Origin of the sequence: Anabaena sp. FACHB-595 (assembly GCF_048568275.1) — a bacterium.
Taxonomy (GTDB): domain Bacteria; phylum Cyanobacteriota; class Cyanobacteriia; order Cyanobacteriales; family Nostocaceae; genus Trichormus.
The window spans coordinates 35,414-60,317 of the sequence record NZ_CP183476.1; the positions used below are offsets into that span (position 1 = coordinate 35,414).

Genomic DNA, 24,904 nt, shown 5'->3' on the forward strand with positions numbered 1-24,904 from the left:
ATGGGAACTCTAAATTTCTTAACATGGAAGCAATGTTAAATCCTTGGTAAAACTATGGCAGTTTCACGGCAAATTCATGTCAGTTTTATGTGAAAACCATGTCACCCCAAAAAAATAAACTTTTCGCACAGTACGCAAAAAAGTTTTGCCAGAAAAAAGCACTTGTTTTAAAATTTATTTGGGCAGAAAAATTATGTATTAACTAATATAAAGTTTTGAATTACCTAACACTACAGAAAGTAACCTCAACGCTTTTGAAGACCCAAGCGCATCAAATGATGTCGATGTGTTATTGGGTAAATAGCCGTTACTGGAGTAGTCAAGCATTAGCCAGAAACACATCTTCGGCTGATGTGGTGATTCGGGTAGCTGATTTCCAACAAGTTAACTGGGTAGGGTTTAATTTTTGTAAATACCATAAACAGGCAGTAGAAATATTTCAGATATTGCCTAATAGTGAAAAATTCTTTTGTGAGCTAAAGCCCAACCGTTGCGCCTCATTTAAAGTGTGGTGTGTTGATGAAATTCACTTTGAAAACTTAATAAGCGGACTCAACAATTATGCAGATATAGAACTTGAATTTATCATCAGCAATCCTCATCAAATACCTGAACTGTTCCAACCTTTAAACCTGACATTCTACGAAAGGAGCATAAGAGAGCAGAGGATGCAGGGGATGCAGGGGAAGAAAGCTTTTAAAACTAGCAAAACTAAAGAAGAAAAGAATAGTTTGTTAGAAACTCTTGCTCCCCCATCTACCCTCGCTCCCCCTGCTTTCTTCTCAGGAGGCGGAGGATGTTAACAGGAAAGAATACAGAACCCCAGCAAGCAGTACATTACTTCATGGAAGGGTATTACCAAGAAGGTACTTCACGCTGGTCTGGTAAAGGTGCGAAGAAATTAGGATTATCAGGAGCGGTTGATCATCAAGAAACATTTTCTAACATAGTCAATGGGCGATCGCCTGATGGCAGCCAAAACCTCTGTGCCAGAAAGTTAGACTCTTCACAACGACGAGCAGCAACAGACTTTACTTTCTCTGCACCGAAGAGTGTTAGTTTGCAAGCGTTGGTAGGTGGGGATGAACGGCTGATTACTGCCCATCAGTTAGCAGTGCAAAAAACCATTAAACTGATTGAAGAACGTTATAGCTACACCAGAGCCACAACCGAGAAAGGGCAAGAACTTCTCCCAACTAATAACCTAGTCATCGCCGAGTTTGACCACATTGAAACCAGGGAACTAGACCCGCATCTCCACACCCATGCTTTGGTCATGAATATGACCTATCTAGAGCAGGGGAAGCGGGGGGTGCAGGGGAAGCAGGGGGAGAAGAAAAAAGCAGAAGAAGATGAAGAAGACTGGAAAAACTTTCTTTCTTCCCCTGCCTCCCCAACCTCCCCTGCCTCCCCTGCTCATGGCTCGTGGTACAGTCTTTTCAATGATGAGATATTTAAAAACAAGAAATTTCTGGGCATGGTGTACCAGAACTACCTAGCTCTTGAAGTACAAAAGCTAGGTTACGAGGTAAAAGCAAGAGAACATGGGCAGTTTGAAATTAAAGGCTTTCGAGATGAGGATTTAAGAGAGTTTTCTAAACGACGGCAGCAGATATTAAGTGCAGCAGGCGAAAACGCAACTTGGGCAGAGCGTGAAGCGGCTTGGACTGCCACCCGTAATATCAAGCAGAAAATCAACCCTACGGAATTGAAAGTCAAGTGGCGAGAGGAAGCGGCGGCATTAGGTGTGAAGTTTGTACAACCTATTGAGGCGCAACCTCTGCTACAACCCCGGTTAGTGAGTTATGAAAATTTAGAGGATGCGATCGCTCACTGCTCAGAAAGAAATGTTGCTTTCACCCAGGAAGATTTGGAGAAATTCATTCTCAATCAAGGTTTAGCTACAGATGTCAGCCAAATTGAGCCGCTAGTGCAAGCCAATCCCGAATTACTCAGCCTATCTCAGCAAAAGCGCGATTTTACAACCTTGGCAGCAGTCAATCGAGAACTGGCAACTATTAAACTAATGCAGTCTGGACAAGGTAAAGTTAGCCCTCTCGCCCACCCGGAAGTAGTTGAAAACCATTTGGAAACAACTGCTTTGAACCCAGATCAGCGTCGAGCGGTACTGACAACAGCAACCACAACAGACCAATTTACGGCATGGCAAGGGGTAGCTGGTGCTGGTAAAACTTTCGCTCTCAAGGAATTGAAGGAAATTGCCGCCGCATCGGGCTACACCATTAAAGGCTTTGCTCCCAATTCGATGGCGGCTAAAGTCCTGAGTCAAGAGCTAGATGTTCAAGCTGAGACTGTTGCTAGATTGCTAGTTTCTGAACTACCCCTAGAGATTGAACTCAATCAAATTTGGGTAGTGGATGAAGCAGGGTTACTGAGTGCTAAAGATGCCCTTGCCCTTTTAGAACGAGCAGCCCTTGAGCAAGCCAGAGTTTTGTTAGTGGGGGACACAAAACAGTTATCAGCAGTAGAAGCTGGCAACCCGTTCAAGTCTCTGCAACAGGCGGGAATTAAAACCAGCCACTTAAACGAATCGAATAGACAACGTGCGCCGAAGCTGAAATTGGCAGTAGACTTGATTGCTGATGGTCAAATTGAGGAAGGATTTAAGCGTTTGGATGAAAACGGTTGTATCCAGACTGTAACGGCAGAATCCAAAATTGCGGCGATCGCTCATGAGTATGTGACAGCTACACCCGAACAAAGAGCGCGAACCCTAGTATTAACGGGAACCAATAAGGAGCGTTTGGCAATTACGCAAGCGATTCGGGAGCATTTGAGAACTGAAGGTAGTTTAGGGACTGCGACCACCATCACCCAACTGCAAGCTAAAGACCTTACATCGGTACAGATGCGCTACACCCACAACTTTGAATTGGGTGATGTGGTTATGCCCACTCGCAGTTACAAGCGCCGGGGGCTGGAGAAAGGTCAGCTATATAAAGTAGTGGGTAAGGATGGTGACGGACTAAAGCTTGAAGCTTCCAATGGACAGCACTTTCAAGTAGACACAGGTTTTAATAAAGCAGTTTACCACCGTCAAAATATTGAAGTTGCCGTGGGCGATCGCCTACGCTGGACAAAAAACGATCGTCAATTAGGACGACGCAACGGTCAGGAGTTTGTAGTTAAGGCCATTGCTGGTTCTAACGCTCAAATCGAGTATTTACATAGCGGTCAAACTGAATTTATCAACCTACAACAAGCCCAACACCTGGATTATGCAACAGTCAGCACTACGTACAGTAGCCAGGGCAAAACGGCAGACCGAGTGCTGATAGCGGCGGATTACACTATTGGGCAAGAAAGCTTTTATGTTGCAGTTAGCCGTGCTAGGTATGAATTAAAACTGTACACGGAAAATAAAGACGATTTACTAGCCCTGGCGCAATCAAGTAGGGCTAAGGAAAATGCACTGGCGCTACTACGGCAGAAAGAATTAGAGAAGCAACGCCAGTCAAAACTAGAGAAAGAAAAGGTTACATCTACTGCGATTGTAGCGAAGGAAGCGCGAAGCCCAGGAGCAGGGCAGCAGGGGAGCGGCGGAGCAGAGGAGAAATCTTATACTAATTCTTCCCCTCTGCCCAATTCTTCCACTCTGCCCCCCAGCATCTCTGCCCCTTTACCTACTTCTACCTCCAAACCTGTTATTAAAAAACCAGTCCCTAAAGCAGCACAGCCAAAGGTAGCATTTTGGACTCCAGATCATGTGGCTGAAGTACCTGAACAGCTAGACTGCCAACACTGGCAAGAACTGGTATTTGGTAGTGCCATTCACCCTCTATTTGCTGCCTGTAACTTTAAAAGTCTGCACCAAACCAGAGATTGGGAGCATGAGGCTTGGGAATATCTCATGTACAGTGACCATCTGCCACGCACGAATACAGGTAGGTTATCGTCGGGAATCATGAGTAAGTATACTCATATTGAAGATGGCGGCTGGTGGTGTGATGCTGGCGTTAATCCCAAGTCTTTTGCTAACTTACAGCCTGGGGATAAACCTGATAGAACATTGTGGGGATGCTACAAACCCAATAATCCTAGAGAGAAGGCAGACAAACCCGGCAAATTCATTAAGTATGAACATCCGCCCAAAACTGAACTTAGTATTTTCTTGCTTGATGTACCGGATGAGGTAGCAGACCGTATCTATGAAAAACATGGGGTACAGCCAAGCGACAGCGATCGCGCCTCTGGGTTCTGGTATTGTGTTTGGAAATATAACCTCCCAGTCACGATCACTGAGGGAGCCAAGAAAGCTGCCAGTCTGTTAAGCCAAGGTCATGCTGCAATTGGACTACCCGGAATTTATGCTGGTTATTGCAGTAAGGATGAGCTTGGGGAAAAGGTGAAAGCTAGACTCATGGACGAGTTAGCTGTTTTCGCCACACCAGGACGTGAAATGACTTTCTGCTTTGATTACGAGACGCGACCGGAAACGAAGCAGAACATAGAGATTGCTATCTCACGCACTGGTGGGCTACTGGAGGAACAGGGGGCTAAGGTCAAAGTTGTAACTTTGTTAGGGCCGGATAAGGGGGTTGATGATTTAATTGTGTCTCAGGGGCCACTGGCATACGAGAATGTATATTACGAAGCATCAACCCTCAAAGCATGGCGAGATAACAATAATCAACAACGACATACCCCACCAGCCCCGCCCAAAAAATTAAGCGACTTTGAACGAAAACAACGACTTCAAGAGCGTTTTTCAAATCAAGCGACTCAATCAGCATTTAAGAAAGTAATTGATGGACTGACTAACCAAGAGCTACTGTATTTAGAACAAGCTGTTAAGGAGTATTTTTCAGAGACAGTAGCACAAGTGCCGCCTCCAATTGATAGGCCAACTATTGAAAGTCAAATTAGCCAGTTACAACAACAACTTGATAGCTTGTGGATAAAACACACCCAACAAGAGAAATCTATCAGAACGATGGAGCTTATTCCGCTTCATCAGTTGAGCAATAAGTATGAGTTAATGTTAAATCAGCAATTAGAGACTATCGGCACTATCAAAGAATTATTTACTCAGAAACAGCAATTAGAATTAGATATATCCCAATGGGAAATCCAGGTTCAAAAGCATGAAACCTGGAAGAGAGAACCGAAAACTATAGAGATGAGTACCATTTATAATTTACTCAAAACTCCTCAATTACAAGAGCGTTTAACAACCATTAAAGAGACACAAAAACAGAGAGAACGAGAAGTTAAAGCTAAATTGACTATATCCCGTCAACCATCTCCACAACCGAGACGAGGTTTTAGAAGATAAATAGAAGCCAGAAGGCAGAAGTCAGGAGTCAGGAATCAGAAGTCAAGAGCCAGAATAATCTAACTATAAAGGGATAGAGTTTTAATCAGGAATCATGTTTGATTTAATCAAAACAGAATTCAGGAACCAGTCGTCAAAATTCAGAATTGAATTCTGTATGGCTGACGGATGAATAAGTGGGTTTAAGACCCAGAGCAAATCTTTGATTTAGTCTTGGGTTTGAATCCCCTACTAATTGATTCTGACTCCTGAATTCTGACTTCTGAATTCTTCATCAAATTAGCGTCTAAGTTTTGATGATTGTGAGTGAGATGGTGCTTGGGGTTTCAAATAATTATGAACAACAGTTTCTACTTTGTTGAGAGATTCAACGTCGCTTTCTGTTGCAGCAGTTGTTAAGTCACCTTCTACCATGACAGGTCTACCATCTTTAGCTGTAATCGAAATATTATTACCCTGTTTATGAAAGTTAAAACTTTTACTTTCATAAGTCATTGAACCATCTGCATTTGTTTGACCAAAAAGACGCAGCATGGAATCAACACTTTTAGCAATGGCTTTCCCTTTAGCCTCCATCACACTATTTGTTACTTTCTCATAGTTCTGCTTAACAGTATGATTGAGTGCAGAATGTATATCTCCAACAGCTTGAGTTACTTGCTTGTGAACTGTATTTACTTCTTCAGATATTTTGCTACTAACAGCACCTAAAGCGCCTTGATGACGTTCTACACCCTGTTGAATTTCATTCTGTACAAGCCCCTTAACTTCACTAATACCAGTTTTGACAACATCGGCTTGTGTTTTTAAGTCATTCTTCATCGCCTCCATTTGAGATTGCATTTCTGTTTTTAAAGACTCAATCTGACTTTCAAGTTGAGCCTTAATTTTATCGATCTTTGGAGTCAGTGCCGATTGAATTTGTGTTTTAATTTCCTCTACTTTTGGAGTTAAACTAGATTTAACTTGTTCATACAAGCCTTGGGCAGATTTTTTGACATTAGTTTCGAGTTTACCTATCCAGTCTTTCAAAGATTGGTTCTGTACATGGGGAATATTACGATTATTGACTGCCGCTAACCCTTTCTGTAACTGCTCAATTGTTCTCTGTTGTGTATCAAAAGCTGCCTTGAGGTTGTTAAATTCAGTTAATAGTGAGTTAATCTCTTCTGGAGATTTCTGTTGCTGATTACTGAAATTATCAATTACTTTCTGTTGTGCTTCAACCTGACGCTGTAAAGTATCAACTTGACTTTGTAAATCTTTGATACTAACTGGTGATTTCTGAGGGGATTTAGCGACATTCTTAGTTTGGCTAGTAGTTAAGTTTTGAGCCGTCTTAGTAGCTAGTCCCAGCTTATCTGCTATAACTTTTCCGTCTTTGACATGAAAAGCTTTGTCCTTACCAATCATAATTCGGACAGAACCTTTCAGTTCTTGAGGAGAATTGATAGCCTTTTGCAACTGCTCTACTAAATCTGATTTGACCAGATTTATCGATACTTCTCCATGAGGATTACCTTTATACTGGAGTTGTTTCCCGACAAAAATTGATATGTCCTTATTGACATCTGCTCCTTGAAACTGCCCTTTCTCCATAACTTTTTGCAAGATATCATTGAGGATTTCTAAATAATCTTGCTGTATCTGTTTACTCTCGGATTTAATTTCATCCATGATTCTCCACCTGTAAAACAGAATTTAACAATGCGGTTGGTTCAATAACTACATCTGGTAAGATCACTCCACCTAATCGATTAAGAATTTCTTGACCTTCTATTTGGATATAAGCCCATTGGTCATCAATCTGCACAGCAATAGACTTTGTATTAAGGTCTAAATCATCTAGCCTATAGTCCTCTAATTCTCCATTGACAATAAACACATGAGGACTGGGGGTATTGCCGTAATAGATTTCAATCATTTCTGGAATATAGTTATCGGGAAATGGCGGTTCATCCCAACATTCAGCTGCGTTCATGATATCAATTCGATGTTCATTAGCTAAGGCGGCAATATCTAGCGGTAGTTTAGCTAAAAGACTCAATTCATAATCAGAAAACTTATTCATCGATTACCTCCTAAATTTCATTCTGCATAATCTTTTCAGCTTCCGCCTTTTCTTCTACTAAAGGCAATAACCTTTCGGCTTCTAATCTTCTGATTTCTAATTCTTCACCAGATGGCTCTCTCAATGTTGATTGAGTTATGAATTTTTGCTGTAATTTGTACCATTCCTTTACGCTCTCTACTTCAGAATTTCTATCAGCTTGGGGAATCTGAATTTGTTCTAATAGCGGTAGCCCTACCTCTCTGCCTCCTCTAAATCCAGGGCTAACAATTATGGCTCTACCTTCTGGTAACGAGTTAAACTGATTAATTTCAAACAGGTTCCTAGTGCTGTTTTGTTCAGATAAGGATGTGCTGGCTCCTCCTTTCCCGCCAGAGGTACGAGAACGTTCTTTATGCTTAATTTGTTCATCTCCTAAGAAGTTACTAAACCTTTGTCCAGCTACATCATCTTGCGGATTAAAAAAGGCTTTTGTTGCACAACCACCAAAAATAGCGTTAGCAACTTCCTCTGAATATGCTTTTTCAAGCTGTGAAATATTCTGGAAACCCAAAATAGAAACTAAACCATCTTCTCGGTTCTGATTCAGCCAATCTACTAAAGCAGGAAGGTATAAGGTAGGTAATTCATCTAATGCTAAAACTAGGGGTTCAGTTCTCTTTTTAGCTACATTTCGACTTACTAAAAGATGCAGAATGGAAACTAAAAGTGGGGCTATGACATCACGCTTTTCTTTGTCCATGCCGAAGATGACCATCTTCCGTCCTGTCAAGTCCAAGGGGATATTTGTTGTTCCACAGAACGCAGACAAGGTTGATGGGGTCATAAAGCGAGTGAACAACCCGCTTGTTGTACCAACAATGCTGGAGGCTGTTTCTGGACTACCAGCTACGGATAAGAATTGGTCAAAGGCAACTTTCACCCAAGGATTTAGGTCTGCTTGCTGAATGCGGTCAATCAGTCTGGGTAAACTGAGAAGTTGATGGCACATCATAATGTCCGGGAAGCTTGTACCGCGTGCCAGCATAAAAATAGCCTGTGCCAGCTGATCTCCTGCATTCGCAAAAAATCCGCTATCGGAAGAGTCGCCGCTTGTTAGCTTAAAATTACGGTTCAGGACGATAGCTAACTGACGTGCCATCTCTGCATCAGTCGGACTGCGGAGAAAATCAAGGGGATTTGCTACTCCTGACTCTGGAAAACCTGGAGACAGTATTGTTACTTCATAACCACGCTCTGCTGCATACCCTGCCAGCTTGGGCGCTTGTCCTTTGGCTTCTGCTTTTTCTGACTCTTGATGACAATATTTATAATCGTAGATGATTATTGGTAGCCCCTGGTCGATGGCGGAACGTATCAGAGGATTAATTAGAGAGAAGGTTTTACCAGACCCCCCACTTCCAGAAACTAAAATGCCACGCTGCACATCTGGCAAATAAAGCCTGTTTTTATCTTCTGGAATGTTGGTAATGCGTTTGTTGCCAACAACTTGGAATTTAGTACCTCTGGGTGTACCGATATATAAAGCTACTCTGTTATGTCTGCGTTCAGTAATCTGTTTACAGGCCAGCTTACGAGCTGCTGTTTTCTCCCTACCTCCTGCCCATCGCGCCCGTGCTAGTTTGTTTGTTGCTCCTCGCCCTTCCATTGTTTTGGCTAACACCAACGCTCCAACACTTACAAGTAATCCCAAGCCCATCGGGGAGAAGAAGGCATCGTAGAAGTTTTGGGGAATGACATTATGCGCGGGAGGGGCTGTCTTCAGTGTAGATGTTTCAGGCATCGCTACCCCCTACCGAGAATGACTAAATCATTCTCTTGAACTGGAACCCAAGGGACTGGCCCAATAAAGTAGGGAGTGCAGGATTTTCCACCTAAGAAGAAGTTCATGCAGATCCGAAAAAATAGCCCGAAGTTAGCTGTACCCGTGGATTCGTTTACACCCGTAAGCACAACTTTGAAACCTGAACCATAAACCAGTCTGCCTGTAGGTTCTTTACCTCCGTTGACACGTTGCAATATGCCAAAACCACCGTCTACTTGTTGTGAGGAGCCAGAAGCCCAACGCTTACCGTAGAGGTTGCCTTGCTGTCCGGCGACATCTCCCAGTTCCAAATAAGGACACTCTTGACCTACTCCACAAGCAACAACAACAGTTTTATCAGAACGAGTGACTTTACCAGACACAAAGTAATTCTCTCTTGCCCTTGAATCCCCACGCTCCGATTTTCCTAGAACCACAGAGGCTATACCTACTACATCAAGCCCAGAATTAATTGGCTGAGGCATTTTGTCAAAGGGGACTTGATTTAAAAGTGGCACTTGATTAATAAAACTTTGCTGCCAGTTTTGAAATTTACTGATTCTTGTTTCCGTCAATTTGGGGATTGAGGTTAACGCATATTTGCTCAAATCTAATTGACCTAATGAAAGTTTACTTACTTTAGAGTTATAATTTAAGGCTTGTGAAAGTGTCCCACCTGTATAAATTCCGGCTTTTTGCAGTAAGTCCTGAATCGGTTTCATTCTCCTAACATTAATATTTCTTAGGCTAGGAATCGCTTTAACTAAAGACCCTATAGTTTGCCACTTCATCAATCCAAAATCTTCTAATGTCAACTGATTATTTTGGTTGACACTTCTTGAAGCTATTATTTGTAATGTGAATTGACTTTGTGCAAAGGCTTCATCCACATCCCCTAACATAATTACAGAATCAATATTCTGTCCGGCTGACCAAGAACGGGAGAGGTTATAGCCTAATTTACTAGCAATATCTGGAGTTATATTGATATATCCAGGCTCCTGAACTGGATTTAAGCTACTCCAGCTTATTTTCGACCAATCGGGAGATTTTAGTTGATATTTACCTGATGTGTAAGTAACTGTGGGAATCTCTGCCACTGCTGCCCTTGGCAATTCTAACAATGACACAGCAAGTAAAGACGTAGATACTATTGATAAAATAGCTTTCTTCAAAATCATTAGTTTTGCCCCCATTGGATTAATTTATTGAAGAGTTCTTGGGGAATACCTGATAATTTAATAGCCTCGTCTCTCGCTTTACCCCTTCTGAGTAAGCGGATAGTATCTTGTGCTTTACGCCATTCTCCAGACTTAGGTTTAACTACACCGTTACTAACGGCTACCCCTAATCCATAAGCCACAGCATTAGCATCATTTCTTTTTAATGCCGTACCTACTTGTAGAGAATTGGTGGCTGATAGATTTACTTTGCTTTCAGGGGTTCTTTCTACAGGTTTATTAGTAGTTCGCCGTGATAAATTTTGATTAGGATTAATTTTTGCAGCTGTCGAAACTCTTGAGCCTGGGGCGTTAAGAAAGTTATTATTGACTACTTGTTCACCTCCCCTATTCCTCCGCTCCCCTGCCCCTCCGCTCCTACTCCCAGAACTTGGCACTGGTCGAGAACTAATTGCAGTTACAGGTGGTTTTTCTACTAACAGAGTCCTGGGTCTGTCAGAGTCCGGTTTAATAATTAGGGCTGTGTATTCTGGTTTACCTCCAGCCGGTGTTAACTTGAATTGATAGTGTTTTTGACCTTCAGCACTAGCAGTAATTACTGTAATTACTGTACTGCCATCTTGACTAGAAGTTAAAGATGGGAAACTAATCGGTTTTATCTGCCTCAAAAATAAAACTGTAGCTCCTCCAGTTCCGCAATTCTCATCATTTGATACCCCGCGTTGACATAAGCTGCCATTTGAAGTTAGGGCAAAACGTGATGGATCTCCTAGCCAGACTTGTTTGATTGTTTCACCTGTAGGAATGAAGTTAATGGTTAATCCGTAACCACTCCATACTTTTAAATCAATTCCTCTACTATTGCTTCCTTGAGCATCCTGTGAATATACATTTCTGGCTGGTGGTAATGCTGAAGATATGCCAATATTACCACCGATAACTAACGTAGTTGCCAGTAAAACAGCTAAACTTTTCATATCGAAATAGACTGATTTACAAAAACTTGTACTTGCTGTCCTGCTTCAATTACAAAGACTTGTTGTTGCTGCTGTAGCCCTTGTATTTGCCGCTCGTTTGAGTTTTTCATCCTGTCTAAAATTTCATTGATACTACCTTGAGCAAAACCTGCTACTAAATCTTTTTCACCGTTATTTGTAGTGGTAGTGGTCGTACCTAATGAACTAATTGTTGTCTCTGAATTAGCTCGATTTTGAATTTCCGCTACCTTAGATAAACCAGATAGCAAGGATGCCATCAGTGAAGAACCTAAATTATCCCCACCTTTACGCGATTGGGCTTTTAGTAAATTGCCGTTTTTACCTAATACCAAAATAGAATTTGCTGGCAATTGTCTTTCTTGTGTTGTGCCACCACTATTAACCAGTGCAGCTACCGCCGTCATTTGGGCTATTTCTGAATTCGTTGGGTTAACAACAGCGACAATATAAGCACCTTTGGGTAACACTTCTTCTCCATCAAATGCTTTCAAGGGTTGGGAGAGCCTAATTAAAGAAGTCTGCCCTTCCTGCTGATTACTGACACTACTACCTACCCAAGCAATAGGAGTTTCCATCACCCCGGCGGCACGAGTCCCCACTAGTACCCGTTTGCCATCATAATTAATTGGTGGTTGAGAGGAATCTTGATTTGGGTAAGAAGCATTTACTGGTCTAACTCCTGTGCCTCCCTCTACTTGGGCATTTTTTAAATCTGGTTGTTCATAGTTTGATTCACCATTACTAGAGTCGCTAGAGGAGTAATTTCCTACATTTGCTGCTGCTAACCATTCCTGCATCGGGTCTTTGGGGGTGGTTCTCACCAAAGGTAATGGCTGGGAACTGCTAACGTTAGGTCTGACGGTTACAGGTTTCGGCTGAGGCGCGGGGGGTGCAGAGATAGGGGCAGGAGAAAACGACTGTCTAGGTATATAAGCAGCCTGATAGCTTCTACTTGGTCTGGTTACGGGAGCAGGGGGCGGTGGCACTTGGTAAGTTGTTGATTGCCTTGGTATTGGCTGAGTTCTCACAGTAACGGCAGTAGTTGTAGGGATGGTTGTTGGTGATGGAGTAGGTGATACATCCCCATGATCTTTTTTACTAATGGCTTGCAATTCACCTTTTTGGGAAGTGATAGCTATTGCTGTTTTTAGCTCTCCTTTCTCATTTTCTTCGGTGTCTGGTTTCACCTCTGGAGTAGTTTTTGTGTTTTGTTCACTTTGATTATTACTGGATGAATTTAAAGCTCCTGTTAATGTGCCAATCATCGTTGCAAAACTGAGAACTAACAGTAACACTCCACCGGAGATTGTTAGTCCTTTTAATAAAGGATGTCCAGCTACTGGACGAGTAGTAACAACTTCCTCTGGCTCACTTTGTAGTGCATTGACTGTTGATTCTGCTGATTTTGTTGAATCAGCTTTCATCTCTGCGCCATTCATCTGTGCAAATTCTTGGCTACGATTGTCCGTCTTGGGGGTAGCTTCTGAATTTGGATTATCTGCAACCTGACTGGACATAAAGCTACCTTCCTAAGTCTAAATCTTGAATACGGTACACTTCCATTCCCGCTTTTCGCGCATTGTAAGCAGCTAACAGTTGTTCTGAAGGATTATTTGGTAATGGTGGGGTATCAATTGCTCTGACAAAAACAGTCTTATTAAAAGAGATTGCGTTACCTGATTGGTCTTTTCCTTTAAAAACTACCAAGTTAGCTACCATATCTACTCGCCATTTCCCTTCTGATATTTTTTCAGGAGGTGTTAGATAACGTACTAATAAAGCTGACTGTGTATCACCAGTAAATACATCAGATGGTGTCAATCCAGCTATTTCTCTTAAAAAACTAGCGCGAAAATCTTCTGATAATGCAAACCCTGCACCCCAGGTATTTGTAGTTAGTTTTTTATCAGCTATCTGTACACCAGTATCAAGCTTTAGATTTCTTGGGTCTAGATTTTCATCTGATGATTTTGGTAGAGCATTCCAACTCATCAAATTCATCATTGTCCGACCCACAAAATCCATAATTGCTTTGTCAGTACGCTCTTTCTCTCCAATGGGAATTGCTCTGATAGATGTTCCATCTTGCAGTTCAACTAGAGTTGGCTTACTGCTGGCAATTTTACCTAATCTACCTGAATTAGCTATGCTGATTAAAAAAACAAATATTAAAATTATGGTCTGTCCTATTGATAGTAAAGGGGCAAAATTTATTTCCCTTTTATCTAGTAATCTCATCTGAATACCCTCCCTGAGACTAGCCTGCCACTACTAGAGAAACAGGAAAAAGCCGCCATCCCTCCTCCAGAACCAATTGCTAATGCCAGAATTGGAGATAAAATTGCTTGTACTAGCTGTAAGAACAAGGGATTATTATTACTAGCATTCACTATTGCGCTGGCAGCAATTCCACAAACAATGGAGTATGACATTAATACTAAAGTCAGTGATAACCATCCTGAAACCCAAGCATAGATTGGTTTAGCTCCAAAGGGGAAAAGTGACAGTACTAAAAAGATAGGGGCAATGTAAGCATTTAGTAGGAATGCTACTTGAACCACATATTGAAAGGCTGCTTGTAAACCACTAAATATAATCCATGACAAGGCTTGTACCATTGAATTAATAGTCTGCCCAGCTATATCTAATGGATTCCAGCTATTTGAATAGGAAGGTAATCCATATTTTTCTTTATACTCTTGGGCATTTTTTTTGATTTGCTTGATTTTCTCTTCTTTACAAATATCTTGTGGATTTGTTATGTTCCCTTGTTCATCTTTTGCTTCTGTAGGTTTCTGTACACACTCCTGCATTTGTGCTTGGGCTGAAAGTGCAAATGCCTGATCCATATTTGCAGTACGAATAGCATCTCTTAAAGTAATGCCATTTCGCGTAATACTTAATACTTTGTCATTTAAACCAACTGCTACATTACGAAACATTAGAGATGTACTCGCTAGTAATTGTCCATTATTAACTGTCAACATTAAACAGATTAATAATGGATAGACCATCTCGTTTATGACTTCATTACTAAATCCTTCCTGAGTTAACCTAGAATACCAACTTAACGACCAGAAGGAAACAAATACAACTCCACATAAAGCAGATACAGCTACTACTGCTTTGAAAACTTCACTATTTCCACTCGCTAAATCTTGCCAATCTTGATTAAATGAAGATACAACCATGCGAGAGCCGTTAATAGCTCCATCTACTATATCTTCTGCATTGGTATCTCCGGTCACTGCTAGTAAATACAAGAAATTAGTTAAATTATTTAGCATTGTTCTGTTCCCAAAAAGCATCAGCGAAAGCAGCCGTACCTATAATTTGTTTGGCACTTGAATTACTATTAGCTTGTTCTTTTCTTGCTTGCTCATCTAACCTACTGGAAATGTCACTCAAATTGATATTGGCTGCTGATAAGGCTCTAGTCTGTTTTTGTGATTCGCTGTGAATCGATTTAGTAATAATGGTTGTTTGCAAATTCTGTATTGCCATCTTTTTTAAGATGTCTTGAGTAATGACATCATTTTGTACTGCATCAGCATTATTAGATGATGTTCCTAATGCTTCATTACTCATTTCGGCTTCTTGTGCCTGAGTCTTTTGTCCTTCTCTACCTAGAACTGATTGAGAAAGACCATAACTATAAGATTGATGCCAGTTTCTTTGAGCATTTTCGCCTTGAGTTTGAGAGTCAGTTTCAACTAAATCAGTATCCTGCTGTTGAATAATTACCTTAATTTTTTTACCTGCTTTTAGGGGATCTGGTATTCCTAAATCTCCTACCGTAGAACTGATAGCGTCGCTTAAATCACCGTTTAATTCTTTCCACTGCTGGCTAAATTCTTGTTTTTGTTGTTCAATGTATGTCTGTAAACTAACAATAACTTGCTGAAGTTGATCTAAAAAAGAAGACCCTGCATGAGCAGGTAAGGCTGAAAATAAAATAAACAGAACTACTAAACTAGTAAAAACTGCTAAACGGCGGCAGATAAGGTGTAATATCAATTGGCTGGGCAATTTCATATAAATTCTCCAATGAGACTGTAAAAGTTACAGGAGAGCAAGCAGATATTACTTCTGCTTTATTTCCTAACAGTTTTTTACCAGTTACCATTAACGGTTCAGGAGGACGTTTATCAGTTAACTTAGACAATCTTCTAAATAAACTTCCCTCGTATCGTGGCTGTTCTGGTATTAAAGAAGCTGATTTGGAATACATCAAAATGTAATGCTTATCAGCCTGAAAATCTGTATTAATCCCTGGTTGATTCATCTTCGCTTTGAAAGTATCCTGTGCTATCGCTGCATAATAAATATTTCTTAATATTCGATTGTTTTCTACATATTGATTAGCAATATCTAAGGACTGTTGACAAGCCTTCTGCTTTTCAGCAATATACTTTTCATGCTGCTGTTGATTCCATTTCCACATTTCAAATGACAGTCCTGCTCCTACAACTCCTAAAATCGCCAGCAAGACTTTATATTGTGCCAATCCTGTAGCAATTTCCAACTTTTTCATAGAGGCTTACCTTGCTGAATACATTCCACATAGTAGTTAGCAAATTCGGCTACCCATTTGAATTTGTCTGGGTACTTTCTTTTAAATCTGTCACGGGCTGCTTGCTCTTCTCTGCTATTAGCAACTAACGCCAACATTGCATAGGAAGGATAGTAACGGCAGCGTACATACTTGTTGTTGTAATCTAACAACCACAGTGTGTATAACTGTTTAATATTGGGACGAAAACTTTCGTTTTTATCAATAATGTCTTTTGGGATTCCTAAATGCTCGGTAAAGCTTTTAGCTGCCCCAGGAACTATCCGCCCAATTAAGCGGCAGGGCATATTTTGTAAAATCTGCTCCCCTGCTTCTGAATTAGCGATGGAAAGAATATCTTGTGCTGCCAGCATGACTCGACAGCCGCCTTTACGGGCAGTGGCACATTTACGCCCTACTAACCTCGATAAAGCCGCAAATCGCAACAATACACTGGCTTCATCCATGAAGAAAACGCTATTGGGTGCTGATAGGGATTGGCGGGAGGCAGCAATATATGCAGACATCCCAAACACTTCGGCATCTTTGCTTGACTGTAAGTTGGTCAGTGCAAAAGTGATGAGCTTGGCATCGGTATCAAAGGTGGAGGGACGACAGATGGCATTGCCGATGCTGCTATTTCTCCAATACTGAAAGCGTAAACGAATGTAGTTCAGCGCTCGGTCAACGTTTTCATCTTCATAGCCCAGGCTGATATGCTCTTTGCTAAAAAAGCGTTCCATGTCTGCGAGTGTTGGTGTATCGTCCCAAGCCGCAGAACCTAACCCATCTTTCTTTGCTTTAGCAAAACGCCGTTGAATATCGGCATGATCATAAAAGGCTTTTGTTCCTAATGGTATTAAAGACTCGATTGTTTGGGATAGGAATCCATCGAAGGTTTGAGAACCCAACACTAACTGAAGAACAATCAAGTTCACATCATTTCTGTGGGCTTGCAATCTATCTTCCCATTCATCTGGGGGGATTTTTGATAAGTCCAAGGGTTGCACTAAATTATTGGATTCTTTGGAAATATCAAAGTAAAAGCCGTTGTGATAAGGTGTGTAGTCTCCAAATGTTCCTGTCCCGTCATCATTTGGCAGGTCAATCATTAAGACGCTCATGTCTTGAGCTTGGCACTCGCCGATGATGGATGATACCAAAACTGATTTTCCTGAGCCTGTTGTCCCCAATATCAAGATATTTTTGGTTTTTGATAAGTCAAGATGAAGGGGTGAATCACTCTCATCGGCGATTAACTCGAATCCTTGCTCGTCTGCGGGACTGTTCTGTACTATATTTGTCAGTCCTAAGATTTCACTGGCGAAAAAAGTTAGCCGCCGATTGTATGGACGTAAAAGTATTGGTTCTAGCCTGATTAACAAAGTCTGCAACCAGATTAGCCACGCATATTCCACTTCACGGGTTAGCTCTGTGGGTTGTGATATGTAACCAGAAATTAATCGGCAGGCATCATCTATTTCTTCTGGTGTGTCGCGGTAAACCAAGACTACCAAACTCAAGTTTAGTGGTACATCTCCTGTGTACAGTTGTCTTTGGGCTTCGACGGAACGTTCGACATTGATTTGGGCAGAAACATCTATTGATTTTTTTTGCTGCACATTTAAGTCCAATGCTCTGGAACGTTTGGTAATCATTTGCTGGGCTGCACGGGTTATTCCTCTGTCCGCCGGGGAGAATTCTGTGATTATCTCTACGTCAAAAATATTGTTGCGTGAGAATAAATCCCACAGGAACCGAATTTGATGTTTGGTTGAGGCAAAGATTTCTGGTTTGCGGGTCAATACCATTACTCCCACAAATTTCTTGTTTTCTCCTGTTGGTAAACATATCCAGCGCTTATCGGCAAAAGGTACTCCGTTGTTCAAGATGATTGAGCTTAAGTGTGGCTGGTTGATAATTTCGATTGGTTTATCAAATACTGCTTTTTCGTCGATTTCTTCTCTGACACCTTGTTCATCAAATACCAGGGTATGGGGAGCGATTACTGTTTTAGCTCCGATGTTTTTACAAAGCTCTTGCCATAAGTCCTTATCTGTTTTGGGTTGGGGATTTAAGCCCATTTCTGTAAGAATCTGCTGGTATCTTAATGAGGCTTCCAGTGCCTTGGTTAAAATCTGAGTGAACCGCTTTTTGGTTAGTTGGTTCACTCCTGAATCTGTAAACCTCCTTTGTACGAAGTTGGCTAATTTCGCCAAAAACTTATCTACTGGGTCTGAGGTTTCTAGGGCTTCTGAGCTTACTGTAAATGACCAGTAAATGTTTAGTTTGATGTCCTTGCGCGCTCTCTGATTCGTTAGTTTTTGTGTCCTGGCTAGTCTTCCCCAATCTAGAAATTCACATTCTAAAGATGATGAATTGTTGATACGCTGCATTAAATACTGTTCAGCATCACTATCATCACAGAAGGAACTCCATCTAAAGGTGATTTTTTCTCCTGGCGGGATTTCTTTACAACCACTTTCAAAAATTTTTGCTACTGCTTCTATTTCTTGTTCTGAGTTGAATAGGGGATGAATCCCTGTGCATGAGAATCCAAAAATTAATTGCAGGGTATTATTACTATCAGTCAGATTCTTTTTACTCAGCAAGTAAGCTCCAACTGTGTAAGCATCTTTTTTTAATCTGACTATGGTTGTTAAATCTAACCAATCTTCAAACGGATTGAGAGTTTTTGGTTTAGATGAACGTGTTAGTTTTACTTTTCTAGTACCTACTTTTTTCTTAAGGTGTGGTGATGTGTAAGTTGCATATCCTCTCGTCCATCTTGGCACAATTGGATAAACTTTAGACCAGTAAATGTATGGTTGATCTCCTGATAGTAATGCTACTGAGAAACTAGACCAAAATGCAAAGCCTAGACCCCAAAAAATATCCAACCCGATTATTAAACACAGCAGTCCGAATACTATACAGAATATACCTGCAAAAATTACAAACTGTCTGCCTGTAAATGGGCCAAACTTTGGACTTTCACCTAAGCTCTGATTGACTTTTCTGATTTCTTCTCTCATAGAGCTTCAGCATTTATTGAGAAAATTCATGCACATCAGTATCCATATCCCCTTATCAAAAAGAGGATTATGGATGAGTTATATCAAGGACGAATTTTTTAAGAATTCAGAATTCAAGAATCAGAATTAATCAGTGGTGGTCCTAAATCCTCCACTAAGTATTCGCCTTGGGTGTTCCCGAATAGTAGACCACTGAATCAGGGATTGAGTAAGGAGCTTAAACCCACTTATTTATTCATCAGTTGTACAAAATTCCCAAACTGAATTCTGTTTTGATAAACGGGTTTAACTCTCTCACCAAATTTAATATTTGGTAGTTCTGAATCCTCAATTCTTTAACCCTGAGTACAGCCTGCGTTACCACCAAACAGCAATGACTGGAACACCACAATCAATATCACTGATATAAAGGTGAAAATTGGCTGTTGTATGACGTTACTTACTTCTTCACCGCGGCCGTAAGAGGCCACTCCTTGATAAACGGAGAAGCAGAAGTAGCCGAACAAAACGATAGTCAGTGATGTAAACAGAATCATTGGCAAGCTAGTCAACACTGCATTATTAATAGTTCCACCAGATGAGGCGCTAGTAATCACACAGGTCATTGCTTTTTGAGCGTTGCTAAATATTGAATCTGCTCTAGCTGCTCTAGATTGTAATCCTATTAAAAGCGTAGTTCCCACTGAAACTAATTGCCAACGTACTTGAAAAACCGATTTAAATAAGCTTTTTTGAGCTTGATTTTTTCTTACTCTATCATCTGCTCTTTCTACTGCTGATGTAGATGCTTTGAGCCTAGCCAAAGTCCAAGGGAAAATTTTTCTTTCCATAAGGAAGAGGAGTGGTGAATTTGCTTAACTGTCCTTTGCTTTTACAACTTCCAACTACTAGAAATAAACTTCTCTTACCAACTTACCTAAATTATTCTGCAAAGGAACAATAAAAAAACTCTATTACAACTAACTATAACAAAACATTTTTAGCAATATTAATTTAATTTCCTATATATTTATTTACTACTCAAACTGCTTTAAATCACGATGTAATTACTCACAACACTTGACAAGTTACTTCAATTATGTAAAAATCGCTCTTTATTTTTTATTCCTACACAAATAAATCTTACTTCAAGCTGGTTTATATATTTTTGTTACAGCCCTTTTATTAGGACTAATATTATCTTTTTAACATCTTTTATGCGAACTCTGCAATTAAAATACAGTCTTTGATGTCAAATTTCCCACTTTCAGGATATAAATATCTTTTTTGGGACGAAAATCTCAAAAAAGCTAATTTTAGTCACAGTTCCCAACTAATAGTTCTACTGTTGTGACTGTCCAAACAAATTTGTCCCCTCACTTTTCTAAAAAGGGTACTATTGGCTTTATTAGTTTCTGCTTTTATACCCACGCGAAGGAATATGGTTGAGCATTCTTTCATTGACTATTCTCTATACAAACTTTGAAGAAGAATACATCCGCCAGAATTCAGAACTCAGAACAAGAAAGTGGGGAATTCATACCCGCCAGGAATTGTTCGCGTAGCGTTTTTGACAGGAGAAGGGAAGATCACCAAATTTTCAATTTCGTGCGGTGTTCCACCGTTTGTACTCCTTCTCCTAACGAAGACGAAGACAGCGAACGGAGAAGCAAGCTACATCCACCAATCGCACAGAATTCATGCGCTCATTCTGGCTCCTGACTCCTGAGTTCTATTTCGTTAAAGTTTGTGAAATCTGCTGTACTTGCAAAGGCGAATAGGTCAAAAGAAGCAGGGGAGAAGAGGGCAGGGAGCAAGAGGGAAAACTGGGACTGAGCTTGTACTCCGACCCAGCAAGAGCGCCCTGTAAGGGCGAGGCTTGTATGTTTCGCTCCGCTTCACGGCTACTAGGCAGGGATTACTCCCCCTGCTCCCTGCTCCCTGCCCCTCCGCCTCTTCGGTTACTTATCCTCTCCACGACTTGCTTTGTTTTAACCGCTCTGCCATCTCGAAGTCACAGGGGTTACTGGAGAGCCATTGCTGTGCTTCCTGTTGTAAAATCTGCGATGGCGATTCTAGCATCAGCAGGCGTATGGCCAGATGTTCTAGCTTGATTCGCTCCTGGGGCATTAAAGATAAGTTTTCTATGGTGCAGTATAATTTCACCCAATGACGTGCTTGAGCAGTAGCCTGAAGTTTCAGTCTGATTGCTTGACGGTAATCTTCTGGGCTAAAGGTTGGTTGTTCAAGTGGCTCATCCGCTTCTACAGCAATCGGTACTGAATTTTCACTTTCGAGGTTCGGCTGTGTGGTTGTTGATATAGAAACTGGTACAGAGGGTTGGCCTTCTGGAGTATCTTCCCTCTGTAAAGTGTTTTCACAGACGCTATCAACATCGCTATTGGCGGTTGTTAATACGTCGGCATTGCCTAAACCAGCGATCGCTTCTTCGTTTGATAAGTTTGGCTTATTTTCATCAAACGATTCGCCGCCGGAAAAGTCCCATTGGTTTTGCTTATGATTGGTAAGATTTGAAATCTTTGAAGAATCAGAAATGGTACCTGAAGAATTAGAAATATCGTTAGAGCTGGAATTAGAGCTGGAAGAAATTTCTTGATCTTGATGAAGAACAGCTATTGGCGTTGCTGATGGCAACGCTTTAGCTGTTCTTCTGTACAAAACCTTCATATATTGGGGGAGTGTGTAAATTTGCCCTATCTGCTCTTGTATCTCTTGTTCTGTCTGGATTTCAGCGTCTGACTTTTCTAACCACGGGTCTGGTATTTCGGGGTATTTTTGGGTGATTAAATTCGCTGTGTTGCTCTCTGGACAATCATTTACACGCTGTTTTGTTTCGGGTTTTTCTTCATGGTCGGGATGCCATAGGGGTAGGTAAATGGCTTTGTGTAGGGTGGTTTGGCTTACTCCTTTGCCATACTCGGCTTTTGATACTGCTATTATTGCTAACGCGCGATCGCTTGTCCGTTCTGGAAATGTTAAAGTTTCTTTTAGCTGTGCGACTATCGCACGAATCCTCTCTATTGTCTCTTGCTGCCTTTGTTCGTTAGGGTGCAGGTTGATGACTTTGTTCTCATCTAGTTTGCCGAATTGTTCTTTATAACTGTTTGCTCTTTGCGGTATGCCTGCATAGGGGGTATAGAATCCTTCACAGCACCTTGCCCATTCTCTGGCTCTTTGTTCTATTTCTTGTTGGTGGCGACACCAGTTTACATATCCTGGGGATTGACAGGCTGTGATCACTATATGATCTACTAATGTCTGTCCGCTTAATTGGCGAAATACTATGCCGTAACACGCTATGTCTTTGAGCAGTTCGTTTGTCTGTCCTTGTCCTGTCCATCCTTCACATATGCGTTGTTCTAGGTCTTGCTTCCATTGCTCTGCTGCACTGCGCTGACGGTACGGGAATTTTACGATTTTCTTATTACTGGCTTGGATTAGTGCTTGGGCTAATGCTTCGTAGTCTTGCCCTGCGGCTGACCAGTCGGCGGCGTTGAGGAAGTCTTCTATGTCGTCTGACCACGGCTCTAGGCAATCGTCTAGTATGTATGAGCCTGTCTGTAAGGGTAAGCGATGGGCGTTAAAGTTACTGGGGTTGCCTTTGCTGTACACTTTGCAGTTAGGGAATATTTCTAGTTCTCCTCCTTTGATTTTGAATCCTGCTGCTTCTAACGTCTGCTTGATTGCACAGGCTAGGGTGTATGAATGTTGTTTTTCTTCCAAGAAATAATATATGTGCAGTCCCCCACTATCGCTTGATTGTATCGGTATTGGTCTGCATAAGCCGATTTCTTCTAGGCTTGCTAGTAGTTCCTGGTATTTTATTCGGCTGTTTGATGGGTGTAGCTGGCTTTTGCTGTCTAGGTCTATTACTAGGTAGTTCGTTTCTTTGGCAAATCGCAGTCCCAGCATGACATCTGGGTTTATGTATTGTTGCCACAGGTTGCGCGGCTGTATCGGGTAGCGGTTTTCTGTTTGCCATTGTGGGCGTTCACCACTTTTCGGGGTGGGGGCGTAAATGAATCCCCAGCCGTGATGGAAGTATTTTATAAACCTTTGTCCTAATGGCTCTAATGGCTCTAAGGCGGGTTGTAATGCTTTGTTTGCTTTGGCTTTTGCCATTTTTCTCTCTCCGATGATGATTGGTTCATCGGAGCTACCCACACTTTTGAGGTTTGGGGTGTATCTTTGAAGGTCTGGGATTTTCGGGGTGGGGTGGAGAATTTTTCTCTAGACCCCACACTCAACAGTTATCAGTTAATTTTTCCTTTGGGAGTTAGAGTCCCTCATTTCTAAAAATGGATTGTTTCTATCGGCTTTAAATCTCCGACTGAAACTGTGATAACTGTTCACTGATTTAATACCTTCAGCCCTTCTTGCTTGTTACACCCTATCCCCTCATTTAGAGCTTCCATTAGCGGTGCTAATATCAAATGTCACCAACTGCTATCAACCAAAAATTTCCCATTCGCTCAAAAATTAATTTTTATGATGAAAATGGCTGAAATTCTTAGCCTGATACTCTTATGGTCAATTTTAGAGGGTTGATGCACCTGACTCAGGTTGCACTAATTTTGCCTTTATGACCCAGACATTGCTACATTGAAATTGCTTTTAAAAATAAAATCTTGGCGGTTAGTTGTTAACCGCTAAACATATGTCTGGCGTGTGGGCAGCTAGCCGATTTCTTTTCTTTACTTACTTGACACAACTTTAAGAGCGACTGGTGTAAGCCTTGGCGCTAACTTGTGCATAGTAAATAAAGCAGAAATCAGCCCTCTGTGTCCTTTTTAGGGTGATAATTCCAGTTTTTGATTGAAAAAATCTATTATTCACGACGTTATCCTCTTCTGCGAGGCATCTAGCCGTCAAATCATCCCTTAATTATTCTTGGCTTAATAGCTTTTGCCAATACTCAGCTTTAACTCAGAGTGGGGATTAATTGTCGCGGTAGATGCTTTTTTTACTATTTGTCCAAAAAAAAGCATAAAGTGTCCCGCCCTGTGTGCTAAGATTGCCAACAGGGAATGAACGAGTCGTGAGTCCTCAGTTTGGAACAAATTTGGTGTCTTGATCGGCAAGTCTTATTAACTCCAAAATGTTCTACAACGACTCACATCTATTTTGACTATCCGAATACACTGTTTTTGTCGTTACTACCTCCCTTGTAAAGACTAATTGCAGTTTTACGTGCAAACTTACTCTCGCTAGAGTAGCATGAAAAGCGGTCTGACCTTATAAAAACAGATTTGTCTGTCTTGTGTTTTAGGTTTACAAACCGCATAGCAGAAATTTAAACAATTACATATAAACAGCGATCGCTCCTTGGACAGAGTGGTCGCTTTTTTAAATAGCCCTCCTAGAATGTTAAGTATTTTTAAGAGTGTCTTACTCATGCTGCAATTAATCCATTTCTTGTATTTACGTCTTTTGAAGGCATTAAGTTAATTTTGTTGACCAGGTTAATAGTCAGAGATCACCTATCACTAAGCCACATTTTTAGCTCAGTTAATTCCTTCTCCACACCACTGAATTAGCAACCAACGATTAGAATCTTTGTCTAATGAAGGTAATACAACGATTTCAGTTAAATTACCTTGACCGGAAATTAACGATTGGGAAATTATTTATCTTTATTTTTGTGTTGCTGGTCAACATAATTTTTCATAAATTCAGTGATTACTTGGCTCATGGTCAGCCCCTGAGTAACACATACCCCCTTAAATTGATTCCTTAAGTCTCCAGGGACAAAAACTCTAAGTTCCACCGTGTCATTTTCTTTTTCCTTTTTACTCAAGCTCTTACCTCCAACATATCCAATATATCCATCTTTGTATACTTGTTAGGTATATCACAATCTTATGTTTTATTAAGTAATAGATAAATAGATCCAATAGATCCAATAGATCCATTACATCCATTACATCCATTAGACGCTATACTGCATTGAGTGGATGTAAAACAATC

16 protein-coding genes are annotated in these 24,904 nt (G+C 41.0%); 2 read left to right on the forward strand and 14 right to left on the reverse strand.

The window, feature by feature from the left end; translation table 11 throughout:
• Window positions 1-275 precede the first annotated feature (275 nt).
• Window positions 276-803, forward strand: a complete 528-nt coding sequence (locus ACN222_RS29910) for a hypothetical protein (RefSeq protein WP_010994091.1) — start codon at window positions 276-278, stop codon at window positions 801-803.
• Entirely contained in the window at window positions 797-5,296 is a 4,500-nt protein-coding gene (mobF, locus tag ACN222_RS29915) for a MobF family relaxase (RefSeq protein WP_010994092.1), read from the forward strand. Before ACN222_RS29910 ends, mobF begins: the two co-directional genes overlap by 7 nt.
• Before the next feature lie 279 nt (window positions 5,297-5,575).
• Here the strand turns inward: mobF and ACN222_RS29920 are convergent, their stop codons facing one another.
• From ACN222_RS29920 to ACN222_RS29985, 14 genes are all read right to left on the reverse strand, one after another.
• On the reverse strand, window positions 5,576-6,973 hold the full coding sequence (locus ACN222_RS29920) for a hypothetical protein (protein ID WP_044520325.1): 1,398 nt from the start codon (window positions 6,971-6,973) through the stop codon (window positions 5,576-5,578).
• The gene (locus tag ACN222_RS29925) at window positions 6,966-7,367 is read right to left on the reverse strand and encodes a hypothetical protein (RefSeq protein WP_010994094.1); all 402 of its coding nucleotides are present in this window, start codon (window positions 7,365-7,367) and stop codon (window positions 6,966-6,968) included. Before ACN222_RS29925 ends, ACN222_RS29920 begins: the two co-directional genes overlap by 8 nt.
• Window positions 7,368-7,377: 10 nt before the next feature.
• Window positions 7,378-9,150: a type IV secretory system conjugative DNA transfer family protein gene (locus tag ACN222_RS29930; protein WP_010994095.1), complete on the reverse strand. Its 1,773-nt coding sequence runs from the start codon at window positions 9,148-9,150 to the stop codon at window positions 7,378-7,380.
• A 2-nt stretch (window positions 9,151-9,152) separates the two neighbouring features.
• A complete protein-coding gene (locus tag ACN222_RS29935) occupies window positions 9,153-10,352 on the reverse strand; it encodes a hypothetical protein (RefSeq protein ID WP_084789059.1) in 1,200 nt (399 codons plus the stop codon).
• The gene (locus tag ACN222_RS29940; protein WP_010994097.1) at window positions 10,352-11,329 is read right to left on the reverse strand and encodes a hypothetical protein; all 978 of its coding nucleotides are present in this window, start codon (window positions 11,327-11,329) and stop codon (window positions 10,352-10,354) included. Before ACN222_RS29940 ends, ACN222_RS29935 begins: the two co-directional genes overlap by 1 nt.
• On the reverse strand, window positions 11,326-12,867 hold the full coding sequence (locus tag ACN222_RS29945) for a TrbI/VirB10 family protein (RefSeq protein WP_010994098.1): 1,542 nt from the start codon (window positions 12,865-12,867) through the stop codon (window positions 11,326-11,328). Before ACN222_RS29945 ends, ACN222_RS29940 begins: the two co-directional genes overlap by 4 nt.
• A gap of 4 nt (window positions 12,868-12,871) precedes the next feature.
• The gene (locus tag ACN222_RS29950; protein WP_044520328.1) at window positions 12,872-13,588 is read right to left on the reverse strand and encodes a hypothetical protein; all 717 of its coding nucleotides are present in this window, start codon (window positions 13,586-13,588) and stop codon (window positions 12,872-12,874) included.
• Window positions 13,585-14,637 carry a type IV secretion system protein gene (locus ACN222_RS29955; protein WP_044520329.1) on the reverse strand — a complete coding sequence of 351 codons (1,053 nt, stop codon included), beginning with the start codon at window positions 14,635-14,637 and terminating at the stop codon, window positions 13,585-13,587. The genes ACN222_RS29950 and ACN222_RS29955 overlap by 4 nt, the downstream gene beginning before the upstream one ends.
• Window positions 14,627-15,385, reverse strand: a complete 759-nt coding sequence (locus tag ACN222_RS29960) for a hypothetical protein (RefSeq protein ID WP_044520330.1) — start codon at window positions 15,383-15,385, stop codon at window positions 14,627-14,629. Before ACN222_RS29960 ends, ACN222_RS29955 begins: the two co-directional genes overlap by 11 nt.
• Entirely contained in the window at window positions 15,324-15,884 is a 561-nt protein-coding gene (locus tag ACN222_RS29965; RefSeq protein ID WP_010994103.1) for a hypothetical protein, read from the reverse strand. The genes ACN222_RS29960 and ACN222_RS29965 overlap by 62 nt, the downstream gene beginning before the upstream one ends.
• The gene (locus ACN222_RS29970; protein ID WP_010994104.1) at window positions 15,881-18,937 is read right to left on the reverse strand and encodes a helicase HerA domain-containing protein; all 3,057 of its coding nucleotides are present in this window, start codon (window positions 18,935-18,937) and stop codon (window positions 15,881-15,883) included. The genes ACN222_RS29965 and ACN222_RS29970 overlap by 4 nt, the downstream gene beginning before the upstream one ends.
• A 335-nt stretch (window positions 18,938-19,272) precedes the next feature.
• Entirely contained in the window at window positions 19,273-19,767 is a 495-nt protein-coding gene (locus tag ACN222_RS29975; protein WP_010994105.1) for a hypothetical protein, read from the reverse strand.
• A gap of 1,114 nt (window positions 19,768-20,881) precedes the next feature.
• Complete coding sequence (locus ACN222_RS29980) at window positions 20,882-23,059, reverse strand: hypothetical protein (protein ID WP_044520331.1); 2,178 nt, start codon at window positions 23,057-23,059, stop codon at window positions 20,882-20,884.
• A gap of 1,501 nt (window positions 23,060-24,560) precedes the next feature.
• Entirely contained in the window at window positions 24,561-24,734 is a 174-nt protein-coding gene (locus tag ACN222_RS29985) for a copy number control protein (RefSeq protein WP_126987717.1), read from the reverse strand.
• Window positions 24,735-24,904: the final 170 nt, after the last annotated feature.